General features: G+C 42.4%; 13 protein-coding genes and 1 tRNA gene. 1 reads left to right on the top strand and 13 read right to left on the bottom strand.

The features are described 5' to 3' along the window. Window positions 1-78: 78 nt before the first annotated feature. The 3 genes from V3V99_02395 to V3V99_02385 all read right to left on the bottom strand — a co-directional run bounded on the left by V3V99_02395 (window position 79) and on the right by V3V99_02385 (window position 2689). The gene (locus V3V99_02395; GenBank protein ID MEE9441502.1) at window positions 79-300 is read right to left on the bottom strand and encodes a hypothetical protein; all 222 of its coding nucleotides are present in this window, start codon (window positions 298-300) and stop codon (window positions 79-81) included. A gap of 132 nt (window positions 301-432) precedes the next feature. Beyond that, window positions 433-1320, bottom strand: coding sequence for a DNA adenine methylase (locus V3V99_02390; GenBank protein ID MEE9441501.1), 888 nt, complete (start codon window positions 1318-1320; stop codon window positions 433-435). A 4-nt stretch (window positions 1321-1324) separates the two neighbouring features. Further along, window positions 1325-2689, bottom strand: coding sequence for a hypothetical protein (locus V3V99_02385; GenBank protein ID MEE9441500.1), 1365 nt, complete (start codon window positions 2687-2689; stop codon window positions 1325-1327). Window positions 2690-2971: 282 nt separating this feature from the next. Between V3V99_02385 and V3V99_02380 the strand changes: the two genes are divergently transcribed. Next, window positions 2972-3571 (top strand): hypothetical protein, encoded by a 600-nt coding sequence (locus V3V99_02380; GenBank protein MEE9441499.1) that lies wholly within the window; start codon window positions 2972-2974, stop codon window positions 3569-3571. A 315-nt stretch (window positions 3572-3886) separates the two neighbouring features. Here the strand turns inward: V3V99_02380 and V3V99_02375 are convergent. The 10 genes from V3V99_02375 to V3V99_02330 all read right to left on the bottom strand — a co-directional run bounded on the left by V3V99_02375 (window position 3887) and on the right by V3V99_02330 (window position 14084). After that, a tRNA-Sec gene (locus V3V99_02375) sits at window positions 3887-3979 on the bottom strand. 62 nt (window positions 3980-4041) lie between these two features. Then, window positions 4042-4755 carry a bacillithiol biosynthesis deacetylase BshB1 gene (bshB1, locus tag V3V99_02370; protein ID MEE9441498.1) on the bottom strand — a complete coding sequence of 238 codons (714 nt, stop codon included), beginning with the start codon at window positions 4753-4755 and terminating at the stop codon, window positions 4042-4044. Next, window positions 4755-5891, bottom strand: a complete 1137-nt coding sequence (bshA, locus tag V3V99_02365; GenBank protein MEE9441497.1) for an N-acetyl-alpha-D-glucosaminyl L-malate synthase BshA — start codon at window positions 5889-5891, stop codon at window positions 4755-4757. Before bshA ends, bshB1 begins: the two co-directional genes overlap by 1 nt. Further along, on the bottom strand, window positions 5884-7506 hold the full coding sequence (gene bshC, locus V3V99_02360) for a bacillithiol biosynthesis cysteine-adding enzyme BshC (GenBank protein MEE9441496.1): 1623 nt from the start codon (window positions 7504-7506) through the stop codon (window positions 5884-5886). Before bshC ends, bshA begins: the two co-directional genes overlap by 8 nt. Window positions 7507-7608: 102 nt before the next feature. Further along, window positions 7609-8577, bottom strand: a complete 969-nt coding sequence (gene corA, locus V3V99_02355) for a magnesium/cobalt transporter CorA (GenBank protein ID MEE9441495.1) — start codon at window positions 8575-8577, stop codon at window positions 7609-7611. After that, window positions 8574-9626, bottom strand: coding sequence for a lysylphosphatidylglycerol synthase transmembrane domain-containing protein (locus V3V99_02350; protein ID MEE9441494.1), 1053 nt, complete (start codon window positions 9624-9626; stop codon window positions 8574-8576). The genes corA and V3V99_02350 overlap by 4 nt, the downstream gene beginning before the upstream one ends. A gap of 99 nt (window positions 9627-9725) precedes the next feature. Next, entirely contained in the window at window positions 9726-10490 is a 765-nt protein-coding gene (locus V3V99_02345; protein MEE9441493.1) for a tetratricopeptide repeat protein, read from the bottom strand. Next, window positions 10487-12310, bottom strand: a complete 1824-nt coding sequence (locus tag V3V99_02340) for a BatD family protein (GenBank protein MEE9441492.1) — start codon at window positions 12308-12310, stop codon at window positions 10487-10489. Before V3V99_02340 ends, V3V99_02345 begins: the two co-directional genes overlap by 4 nt. Then, a complete protein-coding gene (locus V3V99_02335; GenBank protein MEE9441491.1) occupies window positions 12304-13053 on the bottom strand; it encodes a tetratricopeptide repeat protein in 750 nt (249 codons plus the stop codon). The genes V3V99_02340 and V3V99_02335 overlap by 7 nt, the downstream gene beginning before the upstream one ends. Beyond that, a complete protein-coding gene (locus V3V99_02330) occupies window positions 13050-14084 on the bottom strand; it encodes a VWA domain-containing protein (GenBank protein ID MEE9441490.1) in 1035 nt (344 codons plus the stop codon). The genes V3V99_02335 and V3V99_02330 overlap by 4 nt, the downstream gene beginning before the upstream one ends. Between the last annotated feature and the right edge of the window lie 3 nt (window positions 14085-14087).

Here is a 14087-nt window from a genome sequence, read left to right as displayed (position 1 = left end):
GGGCTCAAAAAGTCCCAAGGTCGGCCCGATCTCGACATCATCAAGAGATCTTCGGCCAGACCGGAGGTCTCTTACTATTTAATATACTTCAGACTGATAAATACGGACAACCCAATATACAAGGTCGGCGTTCAGAATGAGCGAAAGCGAATGAGAAACCCGACATATTTCTGTTATTTCCCGTTCTGTCGGGTCCTGATTTTGTGAAAACAAAATTGTGACCTGACAGCTTCCCAAATTAATTACCCCTGCGTCATTCCAGCGAACGCAGGAATCCATATAACCTTTATTATACTTCATCTATGCATGCAGATAATATTGGAATTAAAGATAAAGTGTGTGTTGATTGGGATAATCAATAAAGTGATTCGAGCTTAAGGAGATATTTTTCTAATCGCGCAGATGAAAGATACGGAAACTAAGATTAGACTTTCAATTCCTCTTTGAAATAACAGGATGCGACACATCGGGAATGGAGAGGGAATCGCTAAAGAACATAATTTCTTGTCCTGAATAGCGCTCCTGTGCACTATAACTAAGATTATAGCAAAGTTCTCTCCTAGATTTGTACATATTTTTTATTTTCGGGACAGCATCATACGAAACAATCCATGGTTGATGTTTTCTTTTTTGGATATTCTTGGCCAATTTTTCATGGTCATTATGCGAAAAATGATTTTGATACAGTTGTTTGCCCTTTACATAATAAGGTGGATCCAGGTATACCAAAGAATTCTTTGGCAATGAAGGCAATATCTTTTTAATAAATTCCGTACCATCAAGTCGATATATCGAAATACGATTTTTATAGCGTGCTATTCGTTGAATTCGGAAAATTAAATCTTTCTTATTATATCGAGCATCTAGTTTCCATTTACCTGTTTGGTTTTTGCCACCAATTACTCCCGCACGTATTATACCCGATCTATTTGTTCTATTAAGGAAAAAGGTACTAAAACCAAGCTCAAGGAGGGAATGTTTATCTGGATTGCTTTGAATTGCCTTTTGCTTGTGCCATTGACTCATAGATACTCTTGTATTTTGAATAAGGCGGCATAGATCATCTGTTGATTCTAAAACTGACACCCAAAATGAATAAATGGCTTTGTCAATATCGTTAATATGAACCTGGTTAACATATTCGCCAAAAAGCAAAGACCAAGCAATACTACCTCCCCCCGCAAAAGCTTCAATATAATGACCATCAAATAAATTATTCTCAGTAACAACCATCTTTAAATAATCGGCCAATGCACCTTTTCCCCCGGGATAACGAAGAGGGCTTGTAAACCTATGATACAGTGATGCTTGATTAGACAATAGGCTATTTCCAAATCTTTTGAAAAAGTGGTTGAATATTATCCCAAATAGTTCTTAATTCGCTTGCTATAGGGTTATAATGTTGATTGTGGACATATGCTTGCCAATTGGTGATAGAAAATATTGTATTTCTTGAGCCAGTTTGGGCTCGAATTGCATGGAGTTCATTTTTGCAACTTTCATCATTAGCAACTAATTTATCTACTACACAAACTATTTTCTGCTGTAATGTCATATCCTTTTCGATTTCCTTGCCATCCTTATTAGTTGATTTGACTTTAAGTCTAATTCTATTTAATTTGGCAAATTCATTTAAGCTCATTTCCAGGAATACTCGTAGTAATACAGCCGCCGAATTTTCGAATGTATCCAGAGGCAATTTCTTCAGTTCTTTGAATATATTAGCAATTCTGCCCTGTGTGATATTTAAATTTAAAGATGGGGGAATCAAATATTTCTGATTTCTTATAATCCTCGTATTCTTTTTCTTTGTGGAAGATGAAGCACTAATTTTCTTTGAAACAAGTTGCGTTGGGGTTATTCTTTCACCTAGAATTGGTAATGATCTTTTGGCTACTGCATTTGCATAACTTATTCGTTGCTCTTTATTGTCAATCTGAGTAACTTTTATATGTTGGTTTACCATATCGCTAATAACTATTGCCAATCGACCAATAATTTTTTCTTTTTCATTAGGATTCAAAAAGATTAATTGTTTTTTGACAATATCTATACCCAATTTCTTCCGGGCTTCAGGAGTTCCTATAAATCTTTGAAGGTTTGAGATTTTTATCTTATGTAGTTTATCTCTAGTTTCACTGTCTAAGTAATCGCTATCCTTGACATGCTCTACTATTTGAATATCAGGTAATTCCCCCTTAAATCGGGATGTTGCTACACCCGACCACTGTATAATGCCAATACCTTTGTTTTCGCCAGTATGACGCAGTTCGACCCACACATCTGCTTCTTTCCGGTTTGGCGCAACAGAGCATTGCACACTAAGAGGAAGATTTGCCCCATATTTTTGATTAATTGATTTTAATTTTCTTGTTATTCCGGTGGGTAATTTTAGTGATTCTACAAGTTTTGGATCCGTGGCCAATTTTATGGCAACAATACGTCGATTTCCCTCCAATACTATATATTGTCCCTCTTTCTTTGATCTTATAACAATAGGAATTTCGGATGGGTTTGGCCCATACTGTGCAATATGCCCAGCTATATTGACAAGTTTCAATCCTAATTCCTCGACCATTGTTTTCAAGGCTTCGCGTTGATTATTTTGACGCTCAAATCTTGGATTTTGCAGGTCAAGTAAGAGATCAGCAATATCAATATGTTTTGTCTCAAATGATTTTACAGCCATCCGTTTTCCCTTCGTGTAGTCTATTTCAGATAATAATTACTTTCAATTGCTCACACTGTTTAACCTTCCGCCATAGCATTAAGCACCAAATATATAAAAATTGATAATTTAGTCAAACATAATTATATTAATTTTTGGATTAATTGTTAGATTTCGTATTTTTTAACGGATGCCCATAGCTAGTTGCGGGTTGAGTTCCACCCATTTCCCCCACCAAACCACTATTGATTCCGAAAACAACAGTTAAGTAGAAATAACTAATGCTATTACCGGGGAGGAATCATGTCAGCCACCAAAAAACAAATCAATGCCAACAAACAAAACGCCCAAAAATCGACCGGACCAAAATCCGAACAAGGAAAACTACTCGCCTCGCGCAACTCACTCAAACACGGCCTTTATGCCAGTGACATCATTGTCGATACCCCCGCCTTCAAAGAAAACGAAGAAGAATATGATCTCCTCCTCGCCTCCCTCTTTGACGAACTCGAACCCAGGACCGCCTTTCAACAAGACCTTGTCGTCAAAATCGCCACAGGTCTCTGGCGTTCCCGCCGCGCCGTCCGGGCCGAAACCGCCGAAATCAACAACCAGCTCGAAAACATCGAACGCGATATCAAACAAAAACAACGCTACAAAAATATTATCGGGATTTCTTCCACAACCGCATCACAAAAACGCGACAAAGCCAATCTCATCGGCAAACTATCCCTCCCGAGAAACTCAGTCTCCTTCAATATCCTCCGCTACGAAATGCGCCTCGACCGCCAACTCTTCCGCTCCTTCAAACTTCTTCAGCTATTAAAAGAAATGAACCAACTGGCCAATAACGAAAAAGGACAAAACGAACCCAATTCCCCGCAATCAAATACACAACAATAAATTACAGGGAATTTTCAAAAACCAAAATGTGGATAACTCGACCATAAAGGCGCAAAATGGGAAAAAGGCAGGCGCAGCCGTGCCGTGCTTAGTTAGAATCATGAATTATATAGTAAGGTCATCTAAGCGACAGCTGAAAGGTGGCGTTCGCCACCCCGACAGCAGAAAAGTGGCAATTACCACCGATAACCAATATCAGGGTCTTTGTAAAAAAGAGTTAAAATAAGGCAGGCGCAGCCGTGCCGTGCTTAGTTAGAATCATGAATTATATAGTAAGGTCATCTACGCGACAGCCAAGAATATGATGTATTCATACGGAAGGGGTGGGAATCGAACCCACCGCCGACGGCATAACCGCCGGCCCACGGTTTTGAAGACCGCAAGGGCCACCAGACCCTATCCACTTCCATTTGATTTATAACAAATGCGAATAGAAAATGCAAGAGGCTCAAAGAGGAGATTAGATTTGACTATATTGACTGAACCGGAATCGCCATCGGATCGTCAATCAGCATCGGCTCCACCATCATGAATGCTTCAGCGTATTGACAACCGACTTCAATCCCATATTTACGACCGTAAACACGCATCAGCTCAAATATATCATTGCCCGGCTTATAAATCTGCCGCGATTGCGCCGAACCGTCGAATTGCGAACGGAAAGCTTTTACAGCCTCGCGCTTTCTTTCGAACTGGTCGGAAATATCCACAAAAAAAGTATGAGCAGCAGCCAAAAACGACGACGCGTAAATTATCTTAAACGGCCGATACGGCTGACCCTCAATCTCGGCTTTTTTAAGCCCTGACAAAAAGCAGGCGTCGTATCCCAGAATAGAAGTGATGCGATGATCGGGATGACGCTGTTTATCGCGAAACGGAAGGATAACCGTATGGGGTCGGTATTTTCTGATTATGGACGCGATGCGGAGACGATTATCACGGCTCGGTTCCAGGGCGGCATCGGGCAGATGAAGATTTTCCCGAACTGCCAATCCCATTAACTTGGACGCTCTCGCGGCGTCTTCGAGCCGTTCGGCGGGAGTCCCCAGCGTCCCCATTTCCCCTTCGGTAAGGTCGAGTACCCCGGTTGTTTTTCCCAAATCGGCCAGTTTAATCATCGTCCCGCCACAGGTGATTTCGACATCATCCGGATGACCGCCTATGGCTAATACATCGAGCTCCATTATTCGTTCTCCAATACGGTATGATAATATTTTTCATAATGATCAACCACTAATTCCGCGTTGAATCTTTCATGCGATTTTTCAGCGGCGTTTTTCCTGAACTCCAAAATATCATATTTCCCGGTCAATAACGATATAGCGGCACTCGCCATCGAACGCGTGTCGGCTGCCGGGAATAAAAATCCATTAACGCCGTGATCGACAACTTCGACCAGACCGGTGCCGCTTGAACCGATAACCGGCACACCACAGGCGAGAGCTTCCAGAGCCGCCAGCCCAAATGATTCCTCCTCCGAAGGACACAGAAACAGATCGGCGCACGGCAAAAATTCTTCGACTTTAGCCTGATTACCCAAAAAGACCACGCTTTCATCCAGTTTATATTTTTTTACCGTACGCCTCGCCAGCATAGTGTCGGGACCTTCGCCGATTAATAGAAGTCTGGCTGGTAAAGCTTCGCGAATTTGGCGAAATATTTCAATTACATCCATAACACGTTTAACCGGCCGGAAATTAGAAATATGACATATCAATCGTTCTTCAGTATCTATAGAAAAATCGGCCCGGCAGCAATGGGTCGGCTGAGGGTTAAAGCGGGTGACATCGACAAAATTCGGAATCACTTCGATCGGTTTCTCGATATTGAATTCCTGCTCCGTTTCTGCGGCCAAATACCGCGATACGGCGGTAATACCATCCGACATCAGAATCGAAAACCGAGTGATATCATAATACGATTTATCCGCCCCCACCAGCGTAATATCGGTGCCATGCAGGGTCGTGATAATTTTGGGTGTATGATTAGTGGTCAATTGTTTAGCCAAAAACGCCGCCGTCGCATGCGGTATGGCATAATGGACGTGCAACAAATCGAGATTGTACGCTTCGGAAATCTCGGCCAGTTTGGCCGCCAAAGTCAACGTATATGGCGGATATTTAAAAAGCTGGTATGAAATTGTATCAACTTCATGAAAAAATAAATTCGGCTGAAACACATCCAGCCGAAAAGGCAGGGCATAAGCGATAAAGTGCACCTGATGTCCTCGCTCCGCCAGTTTTATCCCCAGCTCAGTGGCTACGATTCCCGAACCGCCCGCCACCGGATAACATGTTATGCCGATCTTTAACTTATCCATGATACTCCGATAAATAAATTAACTGATGCCCCGCTGAATCAAGATTAAGATTCTCATCTATGAAGTCAATTACATTCATGCCGTAACGCGAAATAAAATATACGAGAGCAATGGATCGTTCCGAGGGATTATTAACCGGCATAAGCGCTTTCCGCATTCGTTCGAGTTTACTTTTTACCGATCCGCTTTGGTTAATGTAGGCACTTTCCAGTCTTTTTTCAAGTTCGCCCGTGAGGTAATCCATTTTGCGTTGGTACTTTTCAACTATATTTTTCGAATCGAAATCATACCGATTCGATATTTCGCGCAATTCCCTCATTTTTTCAATGTTAGATTGCCTTATCGAATTAATTTGCAGTTTTATTGAATCGGGAAAATCTTCATTTTGCCGCGTCCTCAATATTTCTTCAAAATCCAAAACAACATCCTGATATTGAAGATTCAAAGATGTCATTAATTTTTCAAATTTATTCTCAATCAAAGTCGCCGATAAACGCGCGGTAATATCAGGGCGAGGCAATTCAAATAAATCAAACAAAGGCATAATTTGCGCCAGATAGGCAATCTCTGATGGACCCGCAATTATATCCAAAACCGGAAAGAGATACGATTGCAAAAGAGATCGAGTAAAAACATCGGGCGAAAAATTTAGAAGATTTGCCTTAATATCCTCTTTAAGGCTCTCTTGTGAATATTTCTTATCTCTCGCGAAAAATTCATCATCTCGCTGGTGAATCGCAATGCGTTCCGGAAAATGGGCAAATAAATGCATTGATGATTCGGGCTTTTGGACCTGCAAATGATAACTCTGCGAAGTGAGCCATTCGTTGGATTCATTCAACACCCGTTTCATTTCTTCATGTTTATCGACGACACTTGTCATAAACGGTGCGCACAATTTTTTAAATTCGGCGTCGTGCGGATTTAACATCACTATTCCATATTGACCAAGCAGATTGAGCCAGTAACGGGCAAAGGCGTCAACGATAGATACCCCTGAAGAATAATATTTTTCAATTGAATTTACGGCCATTTCCTTATAATCATTTTCCGGAAAATGACTCATGAATTTATTGACTTCACGAGTAACCGTATCATCAAAGGACATAGTCCCCACAGGCGGATATTTTCGTTCTTTATCATAATCTATTGCCAGCCGGACTATCTCTCCCCGGGAATCAAATATGTGCGCTCGGGAAATCTCGGCGAAATCATGATCATCAGACGCAATCCAGAATAACGGTATCACGGGAATTTCAAGCTCTTTTTCCAACAACTTCGCTTTCTTCAATACCGTTAGAATTTTCAATAATACCAGATACGGTCCGCCAAATAAACAAGCCTGTTGACCCGCCGTAACCACAACCGATTTCTCATCGGTCAATTTGCTGATGTTCTCAAGAACTCTTTCCGGGGCATTCCAGCCCTTATTTTGGCGCATAAGAATATTGGCTAATTCTCTTTTTGGATATGAAGATTTACTTATCTGTTCGATTTTAAGATTATGCCTGGACGCGCCAAAAATCCCGGATAGTTTTTCGCGATTATAATTAAAATCCAAAAAAAGATCTGAATAACCGGATAATTCAGAATATTTTACTATGGCATCCTTCAATATTTCCCCGCATTTCAGCGTCAATATATAGACTTAGAGAATATAATAATTGCCTGTCCGAAAAAGGTACAAAAGAAAAAACAATTCAGACGGTAATTTGTTTCAAATCCATTTCTTTTTCTTAAAGAAAAATAAGAGCGAAATTGTTATCATGACAACCAGGATCCAGAAAAACAGATAACCGTATTCCCAATTTAATTCCGGCATAATCTTGAAATTCATGCCATACAAGCCGACCAGGAATGTCGGCGGCATCAAAATCGCCGTAAATATTGTCAGTACTTTTATAATCTCATTGGTTCGCGTGGAGACACTGGAGAAATAAACTTCCAATGCCGAAATCAAAGTATCGCGGTGCATATCTGCAATTTCATTGATGCGGGCCATGTGGTCGAGGATATCGCTTAGATAAACCGATGACTTTTCCGAAATAAGCTCGTGTTCTTCGCGGGTAAGAAGCGACAGGACTTCCTGCTGAGGAGCGGCGATTCTTTTCAACTCTTGAATATCGCGCCGCAACTTAAAAATCGTTTTGACCGTCTCTTCATCCGGCTCCTCAAAAACGTCATCTTCCACTGCGTCAATTTCGAATTCCAGCAGATCAAGCGCCGATGTATAATTGTCAACAATCCCGTCAAGAACGGCATGAAAAAGAAAATCCGCTCCGCGCAAAAACAAACGGTCATCTTTACGGGCACGGGCATATAAATTTTCAAAAACCTTATGATCATCAAAATGAACGGTGACCAGGCAATTTTTAGTCAGGAAAAAATCGACTTCGCTAATCTTTAAGCCCTTATCCCGCCCCAGATAATCGGCCAATTGAAAAACCAAAAATAAGTAATTACCGTAGTCATCGAGTTTGGGTCGAGGCACTTCGGAGATGACATCCTCAATGGCCAGGGGGTGGAATTTGAAATCATGAGTCAATGCGAACGATTCCTTATCCGACGGCGCCGTCATATCGACCCACATGATCAACTCGGGTTGGGCAAGGAAGGTGTCAAAATCAATGATACCTTCATAGTAACTCGTTCCGTCTTCGGGATTCCAAATAAAAGTCCTTATCACTTTTCTTCTACCCCATCAGTAATCTCAATTCCCCCATCAGCGACGATATTCTCGACTTCAGCAATTAATTCTTCATCTTCGCTTATCTCGGAAATCGAAAAATTCTCCTTAAAAACAAAAAATGCCGCCAGTATAACCATGGGCAGCATATCGACGATGTATAAAAGAATCGAAAATAGAACCGCTTCTGTTTTTGGAATCGAAAATACATTGAGACTGGCCACAACCGCCAATTGAAACGATCCCAAATTACCGGGCGTAATCGGTATCATCAGCGCCAGATAATTGACAATGATTACTACAACCGCCGCCCAAATAGGCAGATCGAAATTAAACAGGTAGAAAAGAAAGAAAACAGCCCCGACATGACACCCCCAGGCCAGAAATGTATTGAGCGAAATCACAAAAAGCTTGTCGGTTGATTTTATGACCGATATTCCATCATTGAAAGACCTTAAAAATTTTTTTATGATGAGATATACTTTGGGTGATCTGGGCCTGATACGACGGTATCCGAACCCTTCCATGCGGGATTGAAAATGCAGACTACAATAAAATAATATCAAAACAAAAATCGTCGCCCCGCCGATAATATAGCTGACAAATCGATACTCCTCGGGAAATACAAAAACGCTGGAACTCAGCATCATCAATATTATCAATCCGGCGCCATCCAGAACAATTTCCAAAAAAATGGTCGAAAAGGCATAAGTTTTTGAAAAATCGCCTTTTCGGGAAAATAACAGCACCCGCCCGGCCTGTCCCGTCAAAGCTGGGAGCAAAACGGCGATAACCTGCGCCGTCGAATACAACGCCAAAGTAGGCCAAAACAGTACTTTTTTGACTTTACTTACGATCGTCATCCATCGCCACGTTTTAAATACTATCAGCCCGGTGGCACAGGCTAATATGGGAATCAGGTATATCAGGCGTAACTGTTCGGCAACTTCTACGGTGCGAGGAATATCGAGATCATAAAACAGGAAGGCCATGATCCCAACGGCCACAAGCCCACCCCAAAATTGCTTCTTTTTCAAAAATTTAGGCATAAGTCAAAAAATTACCGGCCCTCACCGGTATTAAACAGACATAAAAGGTAGAAAAAAACAGATTGGGTGTCAAACAAAATTGGATATAACTAATGAGGATTAAATTTCAGCGACAGCCTGAATTTTTATCCAGCCTTTCAACCGGTTCTCGAAATCAACCAGATAATACCCCGACTCTTCCCGGTCAATCTTGAAGGTAAGTCCCGAATGAGCCATGAATTGAGTATTATAATCTTCACCCGGACCGTTTTTTATGTCGGTTTGCTGAGATATAACTACCCCTCCCCGAGTCAGAACATCTCTATCGAACTTGACGCCCGTTAGGGCCGCCGAAATTATGAATAAGACCAAAAGAACGACAAATATAGGAGATGACACACGCCACCAGCGATAGATGTACCGGCCCAGAACAACCGCCATAACCAAAATATACAGAATCAAAGCAATCCACGTTATCTCGATAAGACTGAATGAATCGAAAAATCGATTTATGTATTGAAAAAAGATCGTTTCCTGAGAAATTTCAATTTTATCAATGGTAAACTGGCGGGCGAATTCCAGATTGGCCCGGATATCCTCATCGTGTGGATTCAATCGTTTGGCCCGGATATAATTCTTTATCGCCTGTCCCAACATCCCTTCTCGAAAATAAGCATTCCCCAAATTATAATAAAGCTCAGCCGATTGATAACCGCCTTGAATTACTTTTTCATATTCACCGATAGCTTTGCGATATTCTCCATCGGTATAAAAATTATTTCCCTGTTTAAAATTATACTCTAAAGTACTGGCAAATGCGGCTGGCGCAAGCGCCAACGCAATCAATGACAATGACAATAGGAAAACGGCTGTTAAATTACTCATAGCTCGTCCTCCAATTTTAGGATTGCCTTTCCCGCTCTATCAAACAGATTCTTTCGTGCCATTTTATCAATTGAGGAACCGGCAAATCGTCCGAAATCAGCCTCTTTCAAAACCTCCCGAATTTCCGAACGAATGTTTTCCGCGATACCATTTTCAATTAAAAGCTCTTCCAATGATTCCGAGGTCAATCCATACTCGGATATGTTTAGCTTATCACCAACATACTGATAAACGGCACCCGATAACTCAGCGAAAAACTCATCTTCGTTCTTTGATAAACAGCCTTCGGCGGCCTTAAGTCGTTTTTTTACGGCGCTTTTGGCCCTCCGAGAACGGGCATAAGCAATATCGCCCTGCAATTTCCGACGCCTCCGTACATCGACCAATCCACCTAAAAGAACCAGGGCCGGTAATGCTACCGCCGTCAGGAAATAAGGAGAGGTCAAAATGACGCTGCCGACAGGATACAGCGAACCGTTTTCTGTTTTTATATGCCTGATATCGGTCGCCTGAAGATTAATTATCTGACCCGCGACAGGATTATAAGGGATATCTGTTCCCGCCGTTAGTTCGCCCTGTTTTACGTTAAATGCGATGGGTGATGTCCTGGCGACTCGATATCGGCCCTTTTCCGGATCAAAAAATGTCAATTCCAAAGGTTCAATCGTCTGCATCCCGGGAAGTTTGGGTATTAACAAATACTCGAAAGTTTTGGTACCGCCGATTTCATTTCCGATATTGGCCGGCTTTAAATCCGAAGATGATTTTTCAAATCGGAAATTATCCATTGATGGAAATCGCGGCTCAGGAATCGAGCGAGTATTACCCCGTCCCGCTATTTTTACCGTAAGAGCGATCGCCTCATTGACCTCGACTTCGGGTTTATCGACGCTCGCCGATATTCGATAATCGCCAACCGCACCGGAAAACTCACCGGACTTCCCCGCCGAGGGCAAAGGTTTCACCGTAACAGTTATCGGATTCGATTTAATTTGAACTCTCTTGGTCGGTTGGAAAAAATTGTCAAATAGGGAAAAAGGATCCCGGCTGCGTCTACTTTGTCTTTCAGGCACTAAAGCCGTAATTCGGGCCGGACCAATCGTTAGCTTTCCCGGCTTTGTAGGAAATAGGGCCTGCCGTAGTTCAACTACCGAATACTCTTTCCCGTTTAAAATTTGATTATATGTTCTTTGGGGCGGGATAACAATCGGCCAAAAATCAGTCACGCTGGGCGTATCATATTTTGCTTGCGGATTGCTTATCCGGGACTGCCTGTAAAATTTAATGCTGAGAGTTATCTGCTCATCCACATAAGCCCCGGTCTTATCCACTTCGGCCGTCATAAAAACTTCTCTTTGCCGACCCTGGGAATCGACTGATTGATTACCCAGAGGTCCCGACGCTTCGCGAGCCGAGCCTACAACTTCTATTGCCAGTTCATTCGATTCATATCGTTCATTACCATAAACCAGCCATGCGGAACGAATGGGAAATTTACCGGTTCGTTTGGGAGATAAAACAAAATTATACGTCAGCGTAATATTGATTTCATTATTGCTCTGATTAAACATCGAAGACTTTCCCGAGGGAGAAATATCAAACATCGGCAACGGTGGAAGTTTTGGGTCCGGTAGATTGAGTTGCTTACTGGTGATGACTTTGATGCTCAGCGTTGCTTTCTCTTCCTGACCGATTTTATCCCGGCTGAGAGATATTTCCAGCTTGATATCTTCCGCAGCAAATGCAATATCAGGAATAATGCAAAAAATTACCGTCAGAGTGATAATAATCGCCCTGTATATGAAATCCCGTTTTACCAATCCTTACCCCGATAATTTGAACGAATTTTCATTTGCTTTTTATTTTCCTGATTCTTCTTCTCGTCTTCTTCCAAAGCCCGTAATATGCGAAGAGCGTCTTCTTTGCTCATTTCATTGGGATCAACTTCCTGTTGTTCCTGCGCCTGTTGTTTTTCTTGCTCCTCGTTTTTATCACCTTCTTCGCCCGATTCTTTTTGCTGAGCCTGTTCTTCCTTCATCTGCTTTTGTTCTTGCTGTTCCTGATCATGGTTATGTTGCGGGTCCTGACAATTCTCTTTATCGCACTGTTGATTCTGACCTTTGGGCTGTCTTTCCATTTGTTCTCTCAAGCTATTCCTTGCCAGCTCCAAATTATATTTCGCGTCCATATCATCGGGATTTATCTCCAATACTCTTTCAAATGAGTTAATCGCCTTATCATAAGCCGACTGAAGGAAATAGCCACTGCCCTGATTGAAGTACGCATTCGCCTGCAAATCAACATTCTCGGTATTGAGGGCATGATTATACTTCTCTACTGCCTCCTCGTATTTGCCTGATTTTAAAAGCGCGTTTCCCTGATTAAAATATATTTCAGGCGTCTCCGGCCGTTCAATCTCGGCTTCATGATAAAATTCAAGCGCCTTACTGTATTCGCCGGCGTCAAATGCCTCATTCCCCTTATCAATCAGCGAAGAAACGCTGGCTCCCAGCGCCGGGCTTACCAATAACAACAATACTGAAAATGCTAATCTTTTTATCATACGAACTCATCCTTTTTCTTCTTTATACGTTCGGGAATAAAAACTTCCCAAATAATAAACATCAAAGCGAATGCCAGCGGCCATTGAAACCGGTCATCATATTGTAACAGCAGTTTTCCTTCGAGTTCCTTTTTTTCCATCCCCGATATCTCGTCAAATATCTTATCCAATTCAAGCTCAGACGGTGTCGCGCGGAAATACCTGCCCCCGGTTTCGAGAGCGATTTTTTGCAGAATCGCTTCATCCATTTTGGAAATTATAATCTCGCCCTCTTCATCTTTCTTAAAACTTATCCGTTCGCCCTGCTTGTTATATATAGGAATCGGCTCGCCCTGGGGATTACCGATGCCGATAGTATATATTTTAATTCCCTGCTTCCTTGCCTCTTCGGCGGCAGCGATGGGGTCAGTGTCATGATCCTCGCCGTCGGTCAATAGAATAAGTACTTTGTGTTTTCGTTCCCGGCGTTCAAAACCGGTCGTTGCTTTGCGAATCGCGCTGCCGATTGCCGTCCCCGGAACATTTATGATCTCTGTCTTGATGATATCGAGAAATATCCGGGCGGCCCGGTAATCCAGGGTCAGCGGGCATTGAATAAACGCTTCTCCCGCAAAGGCAACCAAACCGACCCGGTCGCCCTGCAATCTTTCCGGAGTCATCAAACCACGTATTTCCTGCCTGGCTTTATCCAATCGGGAAATCGGCCCCGGTATGACGTCCAGCGCCTCCATCGAACGAGATACATCGATGGCAATCATAACGTCGAGCCCTTCCCGTTTTACCATTTCCATGTGCGTCCCCAACTGAGGCTTGGCCGCCGCCAGACTCAGGAAAAGTATGGCCGACAAAAGCATGGCCGCCTTGCCTGCCTGCCGGGAAAACGATATGCCCGATGCGGCTCGCATGATTAAAGGAATCTCGCCGAACCGGGCCAGAATTTTCTTTTTCCGCTCAATGGCAATCCAGTAGAATAATCCCAATATGGGAATCAGAAGTATTCCCAGCAGATATAACGGTTCATAAAATCTCATCGC

It is taken from the genome of Candidatus Zixiibacteriota bacterium (assembly GCA_036480375.1).
Lineage (GTDB): Bacteria > Zixibacteria > MSB-5A5 > GN15 > JAAZOE01 > JAZGGI01.
Note: the sequence above shows the minus strand (reverse complement) of the source record. Positions and strands in the feature narration are given on the sequence as shown.